Source organism: Calothrix sp. CBUCES-K 9914, from assembly GCF_059640475.1.
This window is the reverse complement of record NZ_JBXXZH010000195.1, coordinates 1-18361: the sequence shown is the minus strand read 5'-3', so window position 1 is coordinate 18361 and position 18361 is coordinate 1. Positions and strand designations below refer to the sequence as shown.

General features: G+C 41.6%; 14 protein-coding genes and 1 pseudogene. 7 read left to right on the top strand and 8 right to left on the bottom strand.

Going from position 1 to position 18361, the window contains the following annotated elements; genetic code table 11:
- The 5 genes and pseudogenes from AC2JBO_RS32100 to AC2JBO_RS32080 all read right to left on the bottom strand — a co-directional run.
- Positions 1 to 2813: CAAX protease (locus AC2JBO_RS32100; protein WP_496957687.1), on the bottom strand; the 2813-nt coding region annotated here is incomplete at its 3' end.
- Positions 2810 to 3484, bottom strand: coding sequence for a hypothetical protein (locus tag AC2JBO_RS32095; RefSeq protein ID WP_496957686.1), 675 nt, complete (start codon positions 3482 to 3484; stop codon positions 2810 to 2812). The genes AC2JBO_RS32100 and AC2JBO_RS32095, both read right to left, overlap by 4 nt.
- A gap of 17 nt (positions 3485 to 3501) precedes the next feature.
- A complete protein-coding gene (locus tag AC2JBO_RS32090) occupies positions 3502 to 4041 on the bottom strand; it encodes a hypothetical protein (protein WP_496957685.1) in 540 nt (179 codons plus the stop codon).
- A gap of 693 nt (positions 4042 to 4734) precedes the next feature.
- Positions 4735 to 5931: a serine/threonine protein kinase gene (locus AC2JBO_RS32085; protein WP_496957684.1), complete on the bottom strand. Its 1197-nt coding sequence runs from the start codon at positions 5929 to 5931 to the stop codon at positions 4735 to 4737.
- Between the two features lie 249 nt (positions 5932 to 6180).
- A pseudogene (locus AC2JBO_RS32080) lies at positions 6181 to 6419 on the bottom strand (serine/threonine protein kinase); the annotation flags it as partial.
- 200 nt (positions 6420 to 6619) lie between these two features.
- On the opposite strand from AC2JBO_RS32080, the gene cbiT reads away from it, so the two are divergent.
- The 3 genes from cbiT to AC2JBO_RS32065 all read left to right on the top strand — a co-directional run bounded on the left by cbiT (position 6620) and on the right by AC2JBO_RS32065 (position 9324).
- A complete protein-coding gene (cbiT, locus tag AC2JBO_RS32075) occupies positions 6620 to 7222 on the top strand; it encodes a precorrin-6Y C5,15-methyltransferase subunit CbiT (protein ID WP_496957683.1) in 603 nt (200 codons plus the stop codon).
- Between the two features lie 126 nt (positions 7223 to 7348).
- On the top strand, positions 7349 to 8233 hold the full coding sequence (locus AC2JBO_RS32070) for a phosphatidate cytidylyltransferase (protein ID WP_496957688.1): 885 nt from the start codon (positions 7349 to 7351) through the stop codon (positions 8231 to 8233).
- Between the two features lie 119 nt (positions 8234 to 8352).
- Entirely contained in the window at positions 8353 to 9324 is a 972-nt protein-coding gene (locus AC2JBO_RS32065) for a cupin domain-containing protein (RefSeq protein ID WP_496957682.1), read from the top strand.
- Between the two features lie 638 nt (positions 9325 to 9962).
- Here the strand turns inward: AC2JBO_RS32065 and AC2JBO_RS32060 are convergent.
- Positions 9963 to 10682 carry an LmeA family phospholipid-binding protein gene (locus tag AC2JBO_RS32060; protein WP_496957681.1) on the bottom strand — a complete coding sequence of 240 codons (720 nt, stop codon included), beginning with the start codon at positions 10680 to 10682 and terminating at the stop codon, positions 9963 to 9965.
- Positions 10683 to 10843: 161 nt separating this feature from the next.
- Between AC2JBO_RS32060 and AC2JBO_RS32055 the strand changes: the two genes are divergently transcribed.
- Positions 10844 to 11605: a pseudouridine synthase gene (locus AC2JBO_RS32055; protein WP_496957680.1), complete on the top strand. Its 762-nt coding sequence runs from the start codon at positions 10844 to 10846 to the stop codon at positions 11603 to 11605.
- Between the two features lie 36 nt (positions 11606 to 11641).
- Positions 11642 to 12442, top strand: a complete 801-nt coding sequence (locus AC2JBO_RS32050) for a helix-turn-helix domain-containing protein (RefSeq protein ID WP_496957679.1) — start codon at positions 11642 to 11644, stop codon at positions 12440 to 12442.
- Positions 12443 to 12554: 112 nt separating this feature from the next.
- On the opposite strand, the gene malQ is transcribed toward AC2JBO_RS32050, so the two are convergent.
- A complete protein-coding gene (gene malQ / locus AC2JBO_RS32045) occupies positions 12555 to 14069 on the bottom strand; it encodes a 4-alpha-glucanotransferase (RefSeq protein WP_496957678.1) in 1515 nt (504 codons plus the stop codon).
- 66 nt (positions 14070 to 14135) lie between these two features.
- Here malQ and AC2JBO_RS32040 point away from each other — a divergent pair, with 66 nt between their 5' ends.
- A complete protein-coding gene (locus AC2JBO_RS32040; protein ID WP_496957677.1) occupies positions 14136 to 14576 on the top strand; it encodes an NUDIX domain-containing protein in 441 nt (146 codons plus the stop codon).
- Positions 14577 to 14628: 52 nt separating this feature from the next.
- Here AC2JBO_RS32040 and AC2JBO_RS32035 read toward each other — a convergent pair whose 3' ends face one another.
- Complete coding sequence (locus AC2JBO_RS32035) at positions 14629 to 15357, bottom strand: hypothetical protein (protein ID WP_496957676.1); 729 nt, start codon at positions 15355 to 15357, stop codon at positions 14629 to 14631.
- A 133-nt stretch (positions 15358 to 15490) separates the two neighbouring features.
- On the opposite strand from AC2JBO_RS32035, the gene AC2JBO_RS32030 reads away from it, so the two are divergent.
- On the top strand, positions 15491 to 16894 hold the full coding sequence (locus AC2JBO_RS32030; protein WP_496957675.1) for a Rid family detoxifying hydrolase: 1404 nt from the start codon (positions 15491 to 15493) through the stop codon (positions 16892 to 16894).
- The last annotated feature ends 1467 nt before the right edge of the window (positions 16895 to 18361 follow it).

Genomic DNA, 18361 nt, shown 5'->3' with positions numbered 1-18361 from the left:
CCTATTTGGTTTGTTCGTAGTACCCATGCGGTGGCGCCAAGTTTTAGGAATGTTTCTGCTACAGTATCGTTAGCTACACGAGGGAGTATGGAACGCCAAGATAATAAACCAGTAATTAGGTTTTTGATGGGGTCGTCTTCTAAGCTGCTTCCTAAGCTTTTTCCCGGTTGCTGCCAGTCTACGCGCGCACCGAAAGGGAGAATTTGACGCTTTAACTTTTTGCTTAGTTCTTCTAGTTGAGTTAAATTGTCTGCTTGGTTAGGATATTGTTCTTTCCATTTATCATGATGAGCGTCTGAACGGATAGTTTGAGTTATTTGCCTCATTGCAGCATATAACGCTTGGTTGGAGTCTTGAGAACAGTTGTTTGCTGCAGTTACATAAGTACCTCCTGTTCCGTCACCTATACGATAGCGCGCGGCCATAATTTCAAGTTGGCGAATCATTCGGTCTAAAGGTGAGTAGACTATGCCTTCGGCAGTTTCAAAGTTTCCTGTGAAGGGTTCAAATTTTAGTAAAATATCACATGTTGGACGTATTCCTGCCCAACCATACTGACGGTCGCCTAAAAATCGTGACCAGTGTAACGTACCTGCTGTTAGTCCATCTATATTTTGGGTATATATTTGGTGATAAACAATATCAAAGCGTAATTCTCCTGTTAATGGTTCGCGTACTACTGTTGCGACACCATAAGCGAAGTGTCCAAAGTATACAGGCCCTTTTGCTGTTGCCTCGGCTTTTCTACCACCTATACCACCGTAGTTGTGAAGTAATAGCGCGCGCTCTCCTTCTCGCCAAGTTTGTTCGCTCTGTATATTTGCTGAATCGTAGCAAAGTAAAGCTGAACTTATTTTACCTTTTTGAACAGCTAAATCATTCCAAGACTCTTTTTTTAGATAATGTTTTACTTCGTCTTCACCTGTAATTTGACGCTCTACTTTTAATTGTAGAAGCGCGCGGGGAGCAAGCGAACGTACTACAAATTTTTTGGATTCATCGTGGGCGCCATATATATACCACCCTGTTTCATTAATGGGTGATTTTTCGATATCTTGGTTGGTAAATGATTGTAAGCCATCGATATTAGGTATTACAGAAGGCATTGATACAAATTCTTCGGCGCCGTCAAAAGATTGAGAATTACGATTATAGTGAATAACTCTAAATAAATCGTTTCCAATTGGTTCGATAAATTTTACTAAGCCATAATATAAACCAGTGATTTGTACTGGTTCTGAGGCAATACACAGGTAATGTTTATCTCCTATATGCATCAATATCGGGTTCTTTAACATCACCATTATGTCATCATAAGGATGGGCGCCTGCTAGAGACTCAAGTGGGTTAACTCGGCGCCAGTGGTTAACGCGGGTAGGAAGAATTAAGCCTTGCTCAGTGCCATACTCTGCCTCAGCATTAAAATGCACATCTTTAGTTACTGAGCGGATATCTTGTTGTAACTCTGGAGTATCTATCCAACGTAATTGCACTATTTGTCCGATTAAATATTGATATTCTGAGGGCGTATGATGTACTTCAAATAATACATCTTTTATGTCGCGACGCTCGTTTTTAGGTGGCAAAATTAAACGTCCCATCCAATCACCAATAGGTCGGTATTGTGGAGATAAAGATTGATGTAGTGGATAAAATTCTGGACGGTTAAATGCAGCTTGCCAATATAGTTCATAGCTACTTTGTTTATGAGGAGTAGCAAGTTCTTTTAAAGTGACTGTATCCTGCAAAATTCCCGAAACCCAATCAATGGTTTGTTGTAAGTAAGTGCGACCATCTGTTAAACGTCTATCTGGATCCATTACTCCTCCAGGTAGTTGATGACCTACTTGACGACCCAGAGAAATCAAACTAACTTTACCGCGTCGTTTCGCACGGTTCCAATAAGATAGAAAAAATAACTGCCAACGTTTGGGAAAGGCAATGGCGCCTAACCTTTCTAACGGGTCTTTTTTTCCAGCTAGGTGATAAACGTGTTGAATTTTAAGAATATTATTATTACCGCTGAACACTCCCCCTAGGGAAATAATATCAATCGGCGGTGAAAACAAAACATCATCAAGGTGAGGTGCAGCAGCCATTGATATTTGTCCCCCACCGCTAAAACCAATTAAGGTGATAGGTACATTACTACCTCGCTGATAACCATGTTTTATTAAACTGTTATATATGACTTGCGCGGTTCCTCGATTGTAAATGGCGCCGTATCGTTGGTCAGCAGAAACCCATACAATCAGAGCATTGCGGATATTAATAATGGCGCCAAGAATATTGGCAGGGTTTTTTATACGTAATTTGTCAGCAAATCGCCAAAACCAAGATAACGGATAATCCTCAGTTAAAGAACGATTTAGTACCGAATACGGCATCACTCCCCGTATCAAATGAAAGCTCTCTGGTAATACAGCCGTTAAATCACGGAGAAATCGTTCGACATCGGGTAAATATTCGTATTTAGCTTGCCCAACTCCGTCTAAGTAAATAATATAATGAGATACTTTAACCGATGGTTCATTCAGGCTTTGCTCCTTTTCAAGTTCAGGGTAAATGCTTGTATCAATTTCATCTCCGTACCACCCAGCCCACCAACCGAGCGCTTCTAAAGGCGCCAGCATCGCCGCTAAAATCAAAGCAATCAAACCAATAATACTGAGATTAACTGTAATTTTAAATGTACGTGTTAATGCTGAATAAGTACCATTTATAACAGGCTGAAACTGAAATAGCGCTAATACACCAAGCAATGCTACCAAAGCTATAACTAAAAATTTGATAACTTGCTTTCTAGTACTCATCTTCGTCTCCTCTGGTGTGCAGTGCGCTTATTAATTCCAAGACCTGTTTGCAAGGTTTCCTCCAATTGTCTCAAATCAGTGACAAGATATGTGCCTGCGGCAGTATTAGACAACCACTTTCCGAAAGTTGCTACAGGTCTACCAATGCTACGCTGTGCCACCTGAAGTACAAACCAACCAATGATGCCACACCAAAATACTTGCCACAAAAATAAACCCGACGTAATTGAAAACCCCCGTACAAATGCCAACAAATTCCATAAGGATAGCAAAATCTGAACCGGAATTCCCAAATACGGTAACGCAATGAAGAACGAAAGCAATAACGGTGCCGTTGCTAATCCCAAAGTGCGATATACTGCATCAAAAGGAACATCAGCTTTAAATAAAAAATTGCTCACAAGCCACACACTACAAATCCAAAATATGTAGCTAAAAGCAAACAGTAAAGCTGAAATTAGTAGAGAAAGAACAAAACGTAATTTACCAACGCGATTTATAAATAATACAATTCCTTGAGCAAGTGCATTAGAAAGACCCACCATCAACAGCAAAACAAAAGCTGCTTCATTACCTCGTGGAAGCGTTTCCATTGACCTAAATGCTTCTGGGTTAAGCGTAAGTGACGCAATTACTACTTCCCAAAATTTGTCCAGTACTGTTGCACTCATGATGAAGATATACTCACCTACCTTGGTTCTAATTTTACAAACATGAACGGAGTATCAGGAGTTATAGAAAACGCATCGAACGAATAATCACTCCAGGTTTTTTGCTTCTCATCAAAACCACCTAGAACTCCATTCACATAAACGTTCTCCGTGCGTTCTTTTCCATATTGGCGTACAATGGGTGACTGTGCAACTGGAATCATGAAGTTGTTTCCACTGCCTGCATTTAATGCTATTTTTAAAGCTGCTCCTTTACGTGCGTTCAATGCTGAATTAATAAATAAGAGCGCGCGTTTTGCCGTTTCTTGATTTTCCCAAAATACTAAATTATTTTGACTCTTAAAAGTTTCGCGAAAGGTTCCGTAGATGAACTTAGCATTATAACGCTGATTATCGATTGTTAAATTATTGATTGCGATTACATTTCCCCTTCTATCTCTAACTATACTGAAGCTTTCTTTTGTTTGCGTGGATGCTAGAGCAGGAGTTGAGATTATTGCACTAGGGTAAAATATTGTTAAGGCGTCTGCAATCAAAAATACTGTTGTAATTTTCATATTTATGAAACCTTTTACTTTATACATAGCTTATACTACTCTGTAATAACCGTTGTGGCAAAAAACTAATTTCACGATTTCTTCTTATACAATCTTTATTTTTAATGCGGGAATTATAAAGTTATTTTAAATGCTAATTTGCAACTGATGTAACAGATGTAACGCATAATTTATTTTTAAAAATGTTATGTCGAACTTTACTTCAGTTTGTGAAAACATGATGTTAATGTAATAAACTGCAAAGAAGACAAAGAAGGCAATCGTAATAAAACGAAAAAAGGAAGTTTTTACAAATAATATACAGACTACTATAGTAGTCCTATATGAGTTGTAAACATTATATCCACGTAGAGACCGAATTAATACGGTCTCTACAACCTGCGTAAACCGGAGGTTTTCCCGTAGGGAATTTTATAAATGATTTAGGATTGCGATATAGTAGTGGTTTGTGTCAATAGTTTTGGGGTGTAAGAGGATTAACCACAAAGACACAAAGAACACAAAGATAAGAGTTAAGAGAATGAGATATTGGCGCCTACACCCCAGAATTAATGACACAGACCACTACTACTCCGTGTCAAAAGTTTTGGTGTGTCCTCTCTTCTTAATTCTTTCTTTGCGTCCTTTGCGTACTTTGCGGTTCGTTTTTTCTACACACCAAAATTAATTATACAAACTAATAGATATAGTTATTCAAAAAGAACCATCCGTTACATCCGTTAGATCCGTTACATCCGTTGCCGATTTTATAATACCCGTAGTTAGTTGTGAAGTGCGAGTACGATAAAATTTAAAACCAAACAATTCGTAAATTAAATAATTTTGATTTATCAGTAAACGAGTTTTACCAAACAAGGAAAATATTACCCAGTACACCATGAAAACACCCGCTCCCCAAAACGGTAGAGAAAATAAAGTTAAAACGATATTTGTTGGAAAAGGTATACTAATGGTGCCCACTGTCCAAGTAAAAATTCCCGCATTCCAAGCAACGGCAAATAGCGTTAGAAATATTATTGATGTATCAATACCCGATGGTGGTATCAATACTTCTAAGGCATCTACACTTTTGGTTAGTAGTTGAGTTGAAGCAGGCGCCTCTAATATTTCTATAGACTTCCGCGCGTTTAGGAGTCTTTTCACTAAACTCGGTTGAGTCATCCACTGTAACCAGTTCGTAAACTCAGAACTCAAATTAGTTAATTCTTGAAATTGAATTTGTAAATCACTTTGCGGTAAATCAGCAGGATGAATACCTGTACAACAGTGAATTAATGTGGCGCCTAAACTATACAGGTCAGATGCAGGAACTGCTCTACCTCCAAATTGTTCAGGCGCCATATAACCATAAGTTCCAACAACTGTATGCTCATCAATTAATGTAATAGTTTTAACAGACCCAAAGTCAATTAAATAAACTTGATTAATAGTGTTATCTGATTGTAAATCAATCAAAATGTTACTAGGCTTAATATCACGGTGAATAACAGGGGGGTTTTGTGCCTGTAGATAAACAAGTATTTCCAGAATGTGACGTGCAATTTCTTTAACTTGCATCTCCGTAAAAGTACGCGCTGTTTTCAGATGATGTTCTAAAGTTGGAATTGGAACATAGCTTTGAACAAGGGCAAAAAATGCAGGTGCTTGGGAGTCAAAACTATCGATATAACGTGGGATAGCTGGATGATTAAGGTTTTTGAGCGTTTGTACTTCCCGTTCAAACAGCTTCAAATTATCCCATTCAAAATCATCACTGAAAAACAGCAACTTGATGACAACAAATTCCCCTGTTCTTGTATCGCGCGCTTTAAAAGTTTTCCTTCCAGCTTTCCTGCTTAGTTCGCTCTCTATTTCATAATGGTTAAAGATTTTGCCAACTAGATTTTTCAAGCTCCACTTACTCCTACTGGTAATTACTCTTTGGTAATAGTCAAACCTAACCAATCGCTTAGTTCGTGTGCTAACCATTGAACTTCAGCTTCGGTGTTAACTCCTCCACCAATACCGCAAATTTGGTACTTGTGCTTTCCTGCCCATAAAATTAACTGAGGGGGAATTTCGACTTTGGCGCCGAGAAAATCAGATTTGTACTTTTGGGGGATATATACTATTTTGGTAATTTCTTCTCGTTTGGCTTTGTGACGGGGTAGCTTTATAAAAATAATCGATATAACTTAGTATAGCTGGATGTTTGAGAGTTTTGAGAGAAAGAGCTTCGCGTTCAAATAGTTTCAAATCATCCCACTCAAAATCATTACTGAATGATAATAGCTTAATGACCACTTGCTCATTAGACTGTAGGTCACGAGCGGGAGCATTGTACGTCTTCCAGCTTTTTTGCCTAACTGCTGTAGTATCTCGTAGCGTTCCCCTAGCATGTAATTTGCCCGCAGCGAACTTATATATAGATGATTATGGTTATTCATGAATATCTATTAATACAATAACTGCTACAAACATTTCGTGCTAAGACTACGTATGTAAAGACGAAGGTTGTCATCAAGTTTAGTCATCCGAAATATAGTTTAAATAGTGGGTTATTCTCCCTGCACGAATAAGGTTTTAGGCAATTTGTATTATGACTTCTAAACTTTGGTCTTATGTTACTCCTGGTATTCCTGATGATTTATTTGAGCATTTGCCAGGTATTCCCCTCAGTCCGCGCGAAATCAGGTTACAGTTATTGTCTCAATTACGACTGAAAGCTGATTCAGTTTTGTGGGATATTGGTGCAGGAACGGGAACTATTCCAGTTGAAGCAGGGTTATTGTGTCCACAAGGTAGAATTGTTGCGGTAGAGCGTGATGAAGAGGTAGCAAATTTAATTCGGCGTAACTGTGACCGCTTTGAAGTAAAGAACGTAGAAATTATTGAAGGGAGTGCGCCAGAATGCCTGCACGAACTCCATGCGGCGCCAGATAGAATTTGCATAGAAGGTGGGCGCGCTATCAGTGAAATTATGGAAGCAGCATGGAGTTATTTAACGCCATCTGGTCGAGTGGTCGCAACAGCTGCTAATCTGGAAGGTTTATACGCAGTTTCTCAAAGCTTTGCTAAGTTGCGAGCAGTAAACATCGAAGTCGTTCAGTCTTCTGTAAACCGCTTGGAGATGCGCGGTTTCTCTCAAACGTTTGCTGCTGTTGACCCAATTTTTATTCTGAGTGGGGAAAAACTTGATTAATCTGGTAGAGAATAGGTATTTAAAAATACATGATAATATTACGTGATGGGAGATGTAAAAGTGGCTAACCAATCCAAAATCGAAAATCCAATCCAAAATCAAAATTCTAAGGTTCAAAATCAGCCCATTCCTTGGACTCGAATTTATAGTGGGATTATTGCAATTGCAGTTGCGCTTACCGCTACCCTTTTAGGTGGTTGGTATTTTACGTTTGCTTACGCAGTGATTATTTTCATTGGTCAAAACGAGTTTTTTAACCTTGTACGCGCGAAAGGTATCACACCAGCAGCTAAAACTACGCTTGCTGTTAGTCTCACGCTTTTAGTAATTTGTACTGTTGATGGAAACCTTGCTGATGCAGTAATGCCTGTTGCTGGCACTTTTATTTGTTTTTACTTAGTTTTCCAACCTAAAATTGCTACTATCGCCGATATCGCCGCTTCTATATTAGGTTTATTTTATACTGGATATTTACCAAGTTATTGGGTAAGATTACGAGGTCTAAATAGTGCCGATTTTGCCAACCTACCTTTAGGTGGATATTTTCCATCTTCATGGAGTGAATTATTCGATAGGGCTAATGTCTCTTCTATACCTCAAGGTTTAAGTGTGACTGTTGTAACTTTTTTATGTATTTGGGCTTCTGACATCGGCGCCTATTTTGTAGGTAAATATTTTGGTAAAACTCGACTATCAAATATTAGCCCAAAGAAAACAGTCGAAGGCGCCTTATTCGGCATTAGTGGTAGCATAACGATTGCCGTAATGAGCGCGTACTATCTCAAATTTCCTCAATTTCTAATCACAGGCGCCGCATTAGGAATATTAATTGGAACAGCAAGTCTGTTAGGTGACTTAACCGAGTCAATGCTCAAACGCGATGCAGGTGTAAAAGACTCCGGACAATTAATCCCTGGTCACGGTGGCATCCTAGACCGCACTGACAGCTACATCTTCACGGCGCCACTTGTATACTACTTTGTAACATTTATACTACCATTGTTTAACTGAAACGTAGGGACGCTATGGCAAAAGCGTCTCTATCTCGTTAGAAGAAGATAAAACATAGATACACGAAATCTAAGCCATTAGTTTTACTAATGACTAGATTAAGATATTCTTAACGTTATTTGATAAAAATAGATGTAGAGTGTAGTGCTTTTGCTTGTATTGCACTACTTGTTAGTCAAATTGAGCAGGTGGAAGCGATGTTAGTGTGTCAGTCCCCAGCAATTGATGTGACAAGAGTAGAGAGCCGTAGAGGGATGTTACCTTTACCCCCACTATTATGTAGCCACAATGCGGGGTGGGAAAACATCTGTCTAGAGTATTATAAACTTCCAGCATTTGAAATTCCGCAGCATTATACGCGCGATTACGCTATTGTGATTCATATAGAGTGTCAATCGCGGTTAAAAAGATGGTTGGACTCATGCTTGTTAGTTGAAAACATTCGCCCTGGAGATGTTGCGGTGATACCTCCTGGTGTGATTCACTCTTGCACAACAACGCAAGAATCAGAATTTATCATTTTGATGATTTCTCCAAAGTTGATATCCGAAGTCAAAAGCAAAGATTTTTGTCGAGATACTGTTGACATCGTTCCCCACTTCGCCAAGCCCGACCCCCTAATCTATCAAATTGGACTAGCAATCAAAGCAACACTAACATCACATAGTACATGTAGTTGTGTTTATGTTGAGTCAATGGCTCAGGCATTGGCAGCACATCTATTACAAAATTATTCAGTACGTAAAAAAATAACGAGCGAATGTCAAAAGGGTTTACCGTCATCTAAATTGCTCAAAGTTACCCAATTTATCTATAACCATCTAGCAGAAGATTTACTAATTAGTTCGATGGCGAACGAAGTTGAGATGAGCAAGTACCATTTCGCGCGTTTATTCAAGGAGTCTACAGGAATATCTCCTTATCAATACTTAATAAAGTGTCGCATCGAACGTGCTGTAATACTTCTCCGAGACAAAACTGCTAGAATATCAGAAGTTGCTTCCACAGTTGGATTTAGTGACCAAAGTCAGTTCACGCGACACTTCAAACGCTTAGTCGGAACAACTCCACAACAAGTTCTAAAATTCTAGGAATCAGGAGTTAGAAGTTAAAACTCAGCACTCAGCACTCAGAACTCAGCACTCAGCACTCAGCACTCAGCACTCAGAACTCAGCACTCAGCACTCAGCACTCAGAACTCAGCACTCAGCACTCAGCACTCAGCACTCAGCACTCAGCACTCAGCACTCAGCACTCAGAACTCAGCACTCAGAACTCCTGACTCCTTAAAGCAATAATCTTCTAAAAAAAAAGCAAGAATCTTCTATACAAAGGTATCCGATGTTTAATATCGTGGGATCAAGTGTGTAAGTCCCTATTAATCGGTTAGTGGTTGTCAGCCCAAGGTGATTCCTTACTGCTCTTTAACGAAGGCAGGGTTATTCACTGCCTAGTTAATCAAGCAAGCAGCAAGAATGAATCTTAACATAAGCGAGCAGTTTTGAGGTGTAGCTATCGACACTTCTACTGAGGGCATATGACTCAGGTGCTGTACCACTTTTTAATTTATTGCTGTAGTAGACAAGGAGAGACGAAAGCAATGAACGGTACAAGCAATCGCTTCAATCTTACTAGTATTGATGCACTGCTCAAAACTGATGTCGCTTTTTTTTGTTTAGATCATAGGGCTGTAGGACTTGATTCCCACAGCCATATTTTGATGTATTATTTAGGGGTTGACGTTTAGTCGCCCTTTACAGGCAACTTTACCTGGTACTAGCTCTAAACTTTCAATATCAACATCTGAGCCAAGGTCAAAATGATGTCCATTTAGCTTGTGTTCCTGTTGGTCTTTATGCTGGTGGTAAGCTGGTGTAAGTTTTAACTCACGGCTGCTGAGTAGTTCTAAGTCAATGCCAATTTCTAATGGTGCTTCATGTTTGGTGTTGGTTTCAGTACCTGGCTTCGCAAAAAGTATAAATTGATTATTGCTAAGAATAATTTTTTGCCAGATAATAGACTTGGAATTTCTACCGAGTTCTGGTATTAGTTGTAGCAGTACATCATTCAATGCCCCTGATAATAATGCAGATTTCAGAGAAGCGTTTACGTCTTCCTCCTCCAAAACCAAGGTGCCTGTTACGGGTATTGTTTCCGACAGTCGAAGTGGCTGACCCTTGAGAATGGAGCCGATATTGATGCGTATATTTTCGGCGGACAGTTGTATCGATGTTAGGTGAAGACCTTGGTAAACGGCGCCACTAGCAAACACAGAAACTTTGGGGATAGTTCCAGATAACAGTTGACGGTCACTAGCTTGAATATCGATATCTAATTCTTGGATATCGGTAACTTGAGAGCGCAAAAACAACTTAAGCGCGCCTTTTAAGACGCTAGTAATTACACGGATTCTGGGTGTCTTTTTATTCTCTGTTTGTGATGGTGACATTTAACTACTCAATGAACAACTAAGATTATGGGCAGTCTTGTTTGGACGGTGTGTAAAGCTTGATTAAACAAGTTTTAACTGTAACATCAGACTCTATTCAGTAAACAGCACAAAATATATTATTTAATTACCTTTGTTGGCGTTATTCCAGTATTATTATCATGGAGGCTAGGTTACAAAAAGTACTTTCACAATGGGGTATCGCTTCACGGCGCCAAGCCGAAGAGATGATACGGCAGTCGCGTGTGCATATAAATGGTATAACAGCGCAAGTAGGGCAGAAAGTAGACCCAGAATTCGATGTTATTACCGTTGACGGCAAAGCGATAACCACAGTTCAGCGTCCGTCTTTAATATATTTACTATTAAACAAGCCAGTTGGAGTAGTTTCAACTTGCGATGATCCCCAAGGACGAATAACAGTATTAGATTTACTGCCAAAAGAATTGAGTTCAGGTTTAGGCATTCATCCAGTTGGTCGCCTTGACGCAGAGTCAACCGGAGCGTTAATTTTAACTAATGATGGTGACTTAACGTACTGGCTAACTCATCCGAGGCATAGTATTTCTAAAACTTACCGTGTATTAGTGCAAGGACAAATAAATGATGCCGTACTGGAATCATGGCGCCAAGGGGTAATGCTTGACGGTAGACAAACACGACCAGCTACGGTGCGCGTTATCAAGAGAACAGCAGCACAAACACGGTTAGAAATTATATTGAAGGAGGGGAGAAATCGCCAAATTCGCAGGGTCGCAGAACAACTAGGACACCCAGTCATCGAACTGCATCGCACCGCTATCGGTTCAATTCAGTTACATACAACAGGACAGTCTTTGTTGCCACAGGGTTCCTACCGTTATCTAGAAGATTTTGAGATTCGCAATTTGCATTCACACATAAATGTAAATTCAAACATTTGATTCCTATTGATGAGAGCTGGGTAAAGGAGTGAAAAAATGAACTGGTTTAACTTTAAAGCGCAGGAAAACGTCGAAGAAGCTCCTTCATTAGACGAGCAAAGAGCTGAAATTTTGGCAGAAATTGGAGCCAAGCTTCGTTCAACGCGCGAAGGATATGGCTTCAGCCTAGATGACGTAGTTAATTACACAAAAATCGCTGCTCGATTAATACAGGCAATTGAAGACGCAAATTCAGATGATCTACCAGAACCAATTTATACTCATGGTTTAATCAAACGCTACGCTGATGCGCTTGGTTTCAACGGTTTAGAAATTGCAAATAATTACCCAGTTGGAGTTAACCGCGTCAATCTCATATCTGGCTGGAAAACAAAGTCAGGTCAATTACGTCCAGTGCATTTATACTTAATTTATGTCGGTTTAATCGTTTGCTCAGTTAGCGGTTTATCGCATGTTTTAAATATTGCAACAGTCGCAAACAATTCAGGGCAAGCCAAGCCCTCAAACTCCGCATCGTTGAAAGACCTACAAAATAAACAATTTGATCTTCAACCCGCTGTTAACAATCAAAGCAACAGCGACAATAACCATCCAGTGCAAGTTGGAGTCACGTTAAAAGATTCATCATGGATCCGCGTTGAGGCTGACGGTAAAACTGAGTTCGAGGGTATTCTTCCACAAGGAACTCAGCGTACATGGAAAGCACAAGCGCAACTCGTTGTCCGCGCGGGTAATGCTGGAAGTGTAATGGTTAGTGTTAACCAGCAGCAACCAAAACCAATGGGACAACCTGGCAAACCCGAAGAAATGAAAATCGCAGCAAATACCAGGTCATAAAAAGTGCTGAGTGGAAAGTGCTGAGTGCTGAGTAGAGACCGAATTAATTCGGTCTCTATAGAGTTAGGAGTTATAACTACAAACTCATCACTCATCACTCATCACTCATCACTCAGCACTTTTTTCTTTTGATTGGCGCCCGTCCATAAAGTGTTGTTAAGTATTTGAGCTTTGCGGAAAGGGAGGGTGTTAAATCATGTTCATAGTATCGCCATTCCCAGTTACCTTCAGCTTTACCCGGAAAATTCATACGCGCGCTACCGTCACATCCAATAACATCCTGTAATTGAATAATTGCTTGGTTAGCAATTGAACTCAATGCCAATCGGATAAAATCCCAGTGAACACCGTCATGGTTAATATTGCCCAGATAAGAACGGAGTTTCTCTTTTTCCCAGTCGCTGGCTGTTAAAAACCAACCCTCACATGTGTCATTGTCGTGAGAACCTGTGTAAACTACCGAATTTCGCGTGTAGTTAAATGGTAAAAATGGGTTGCTTGGGTCAGAACCAAAGGCAAATTGTAGTATTTTCATTCCAGGGAATTCAAACTTATCACGCAGTGCTTCGACTTCAGGTGTAATTACCCCTAAATCTTCAGCTAAAACGGGCAATTTACCAAGTTTTTTCGCTATCGTCTCAAATAACGCTTCACCCGGCGCCTTGACCCATTCGCCATTTTCTGCTGTCTCTTCACCTTGAGGAACAGCCCAAAACGCTTCAAATCCCCGAAAATGGTCAATACGAATAATATCAACGTAGTCAAGCATTACTTGAAAACGCTTTATCCACCACGCAAAGTCTTGTTTCTCTAATTCTTTCCACTTGTATACTGGGTTTCCCCACAGTTGACCTGTTGCACTAAAGTAGTCCGGTGGAACCCCTGCTACTAATTCTGTATTTCCTTCTTCGTCTAAACAAAAAATTTCTGGATTCGCCCATACATCCGCACTATCATGAGCGACATAAATCGGAATATCACCAATAATTTCTACACCTCGTTCGTTCGCGTAAGTTTTAAGTTGTGACCATTGATGAAAGAATTGAAATTGAACGAACTTTTCATAAAATACAAAATCTTCGAGTTCTTTACGCGCGGTCGCAATGCTATCTGGTTTACGCTTTGCATATCCAGGTTCCCAAGTATACCAACTGGCGCCTTCATGTGCTTCCTTTAATGCCATGAATAAAGCATAATCATCCAGCCAGTGAGCTTTGGCTTCACAAAAATTATCAAACTCTTTGCGCTGCTTCACACTCGCTTGCTTTTTAAAATTTTGGCAAGCAATCTTGAGTAAATTGGTTTTATAGGGAAATACACTGTTAAAATCAACTTTGTGCGCTGGAAAACTTGGTATATCACCAAAATCCCAATCAGCCAACAATTTGTCTTCACGTAACTTGTCAAGACTAATTAGATATGAATTTCCAGCCATCGCTGAGTAACACATGTACGGTGAATTTCCGTATCCTGTTGGTCCTAAAGGTAGAACCTGCCAGTATTGCTGATTGCTACTTTCCAGAAAATCAATAAAACGATATGCTTCGTATCCTAAATCTCCAATTCCAAATCGACTGGGAAAACTGGTAGGATGCAATAAAATACCACTGGATCTAGGAAACGGCATAGATATCACCAAATATAGATAAGACTTTTACGGAACCGATAACCAAACAAAAATAGCACGAATTCCATGCATCGAAATCCGGCGCCAACAGTAGATATAATCATCGAATTAATCGACCGTCCTCATCGACCAATAGTCTTAATTGAACGTCGTAACGAACCATTTGGATGGGCAATACCAGGTGGGTTTGTAGATTACGGAGAATCAGTTGAGATAGCGGCAAAGCGTGAAGCACAAGAAGAGACAGGATTAGAGGTTGAGTTAATCGAACAATTTCTAGTATATTCTGACCCTAGTCGCGACCCGCGTCAACACACATTAAGTATTGTATTCTTAGCAACCGCCACAGGAACACCCCAAGCGCTAGACGATGCCAAAAGTGTAGATATATTTGAACAATGGCGCCAGCCCAATAATTTATGCTTCGACCACAACAAAATCCTTCATAACTACTGGCAATACCGTAATTACGGAATTCGTCCAAGAGTAGGGTGTGTGATGCCATAACAATCTTAAAACGAAGAAACAATGTAGTAGCATCACGCACCTTATACCGTAATTACTGTACCGTCCCTATACCACGAATCAAAATCGTATCACCTTGTACCTTCACATCCTGCACCGACATCGGAACCAACGCGCGTTCCTTGGTAATGCGTTGATTAATAAATGCAGGAGAAACATTGAGATATTTAGACAACTCTTCCACCGTCATACTCACATTAGCCAATTTAATGCGGGGTGAGTCCAGAGCAATTTGTTGATTTTTGACTATTGGTTTTCCTTCGACTTCTATATATACCGGACGGTCTTTAACAATAGGTAAATTCAAAACAGCTCGGGCAAAGTCGGCGCCACCACCTTGCACTTTCTTTTGTTGTGTGAGTTGCTGTAAATTTATAACGGCGCCAATAACCAGCTTGTCATCACGAAACTGAGTATTTTTACCAACAAAAATTTTTTCTAAGTTAGCGTCGCTAGTAGCTTTCTCCTTAACCTCCTCAATCTCCGAGAAAATCAAACGACTCATTTCATCAGAGTTCAATTTTACTGTTGCAACACGCTCACCTGTTGATGATTGTTCTTTTAGCGTATTACTAACTTTACGCCAAATGTCATCGCGAGTTAATTCTTTTGGTGTAACATCTTTTACTGGTACAGCACTTGTAGTAGGCACCTCTTTTGCATACCAACTAGGTAAATATGTTGCTTGGCGCCATATTACTAGTAATACAACAGTAACAATACCCAAGGTGGCGCCAAATACCCATAGAAAACGCTTTAACATAATTTGTCTCAATACAAGCTTAATCTTTAATACGTATGGTGGGCATTGCCCACCTTACAAATACCTAAAAATTAATTATAGCCAAGTGTTCAAACAGGCGAATATACTAGGTTAAATGTATAAAAAGTGTAATATGGACGCGCAGGAGCTTTTAGAAAAATACGTGAAAGGTGAAAGAAACTTTGATAGGGTAAAGTTAAATGGAGTAAATCTTAACGGTGCGAACTTAAGTAGTATAAGTTTACAATATGCAGACCTATCTGAATCTGACTTAAGTAACGTTAACCTTCAGGGAGCAAAACTAGGTCAGATTAATTTAAGCAATACCTGTCTTACAGGTGCGAATTTAAGAAGCGTTAGTTTAGACTCTGGGAATTTAAAAGGAGCAAAATTAAGTCAAGTTGATTTAAGTAAAGCAACTCTAACTTCAGCTAATCTCAGCAATAGTAATCTTGAACAAGCGAATTTAAACGAAGCAAATTTAACTTCTGCCAACCTAATTGCAGCAAATCTTAGCCAAGCAAATTTAATCAAAGCCAACTTATCGAGCGCAAACCTAACTAATTCCAATTTAGAAAAAGCTAATTTAAATCGAGCAATCTTGATTAGTGTTAAGCTAGTTAATGCTAATCTTCAGTTTGCAGAACTCCAGTTGAGCAACTTATCAAAATCTGATTTATCAGGCGCCAATTTAAAAAATGCATATCTCGTTGGAGCAAATATAGAAGACTGTAATTTAACGGCATCGTGTTTACAATTTGCCAATCTAGAAGTAGTATCACTTCAAAGAACAAACTTAATTAGCGCAAATCTTGATTATGCCAACCTAAAAAAAGTAGATTTAACTCAAGCCAATATTTATGGAGTCAGTTTTAATAATACAGACCTAACTAGTGCGATAATGCCTGATGGGCAAATTAATATAACAAACACTTCCACTTATAAGTCACTTATGACACGTCAAGTAATTCGTACCGATAAAGCACCTGCACCCGTTGGACCCTATAACCAAGCTATAGTAGCATCTGGACAAATGATATTTGTTGCCGGACAAATTGCTATTGACCCACGACTCGGAGATGTTCTTTACAAAGATGACATAACCAAGCAAACCGAACAAGTAATGGCAAATCTTGAAGCTATCTTGACTGCTGCTGGCGCCACATTTGAAAACGTCGTTAAAACTGGTGTATTCCTCAAAGACATGAACGACTTTGCCGCAATGAATGCTGTTTACGCCAAGTTCTTTCCAGCAGAAACGGCGCCAGCGCGCGCTTGTGTTGAACCATTGGGGTCCCACCTGCAGGGGCAGGCACAACATAAACACAGGCGGCATAGGAGTTCTGGTCATAACCTGGGACTCAACTTGGAGGGAAGACTGTGGCAACTTCTCAGTAGTGTCGCCGGCAAGCTACAGAGCAGCCTGGCAAGGAGCAGCCTGGCAAGGAGAGTAACAGCGCTGCGGTCGTTCATGGTACATGTTGCGGTCTACCAATGCAACGCACTGCTGGGTTTGCTGGCTGAAGCTCAGTTGTGAGCTGACTGCTGGGGCCTATACTAGGTCATTATCATCATGTTACTCGTTCAAGACACAGCCATCAGCCCCGTGACGCACTGGAGCGGAAGAAAGTACTATGCAGAGGTGTGTCTGGTGGTGTTCTGCCCTGCTGCGCACCTGTCTGGCCCTCCGTGGGGTCCCGGTGGGCGGTGAGGCGGCGGGTTGGTGCAGTCCCGAGCATAGTGGCCCTCCTCACCACACCTGCAAAACGCAAGATAGCAGCAAGTAAGTCAGCGCACAGGCAGGTGCGAGGGCTTCATTGCAGCAGTGAGGGCTACACTGACATTGGTGTTGCTGCGGCTGCTGCACTAAGCAGAGTGCAATGCTGTACACCATACACATGAGATGAGCTGTTGCTGCCGCTGCAACTTCTGCTGGCACCACGCCCATACCACAGAGCTACCTGCTGCTGCTCATGCACACCACCGCTGCTGACCGCAAAAAACACTGTGGCTGCCAGGCTGCAGCGCCACCAGCGCACCTGTAGCATGTTGGTGGCTTCATGCCCCCACCCTCCTTGGGTGGGCTGGCAGGCGGGTTGGTGCAGTCACGGGCATAGTGGCCCTCGCTGCCACACCTGCATAGTAGCACACACCAGGTGACACAGCAGCGCTAGGCGGTTGGGAGCACAGAGTACAGAAGGCGTCAGCTACACAATCAAGCAACTCAAGCGCAGTACTGGCTCTCCTTGTAACGCAAGGGGCAGCAGGACAAAGCAAGCAGTACACCAGGTACTAGCGTGGCCCATGCGTGCACACTCGCTCTTTTAAACTGCGATGCCACTGCGCTTGCTGGGCAGTCAACGTGCACCAGAGCAGCTTCACAGGCTGGCCTCAGCCATCAACCATGTACTGCCAGTTGAACACAGAAAATGCTGCTGCGTATACACCTGCAAGTAACCATACGCACCACACCCCGCCCACCTAAAGCACACTTCTCCAGCTGCTGCCGGCGGGCCACTGCCACTACCACCAGCAGCAGCAGCACCACCCGGCCGTGGTGGCGGTGGCGGCTGCACAAATGGCGGCGGTGGGCCACCATCCCTCCTACCAGGAGGCCCCGGCGGGTGCGGGCAGTCCCTCGCCACATGCCCCAGCTCCCCGCATTGGAAGCAGCGCCCTGCACTGCTGCTGGGGTTGGGCCTTGGCGGGCCTGTGCAGTCCTTGGCCATGTGGCCCACCTCACCGCACTTGTAGCAGGTGCTGTTGAAGTGCTTGGGGTGCGGGCACTGCCGAGCCATGTGGTCTGATGCACCACAGTTGAAGCAGCCGCCACCTGCGGGGCCTCCCGGGCCCATCATGTGGCCAGGCATCATGCCACCTGCTGGGCCAGGGCCCCAACCAGCACCATCAGGGCCCCCTTCACCGGCTATTCCCATGCCGCTGCCCCCACCACCCCAACCACCCTCAGGGCCTAACCCCGCTGCTGCATCATCAAAGCCATCAG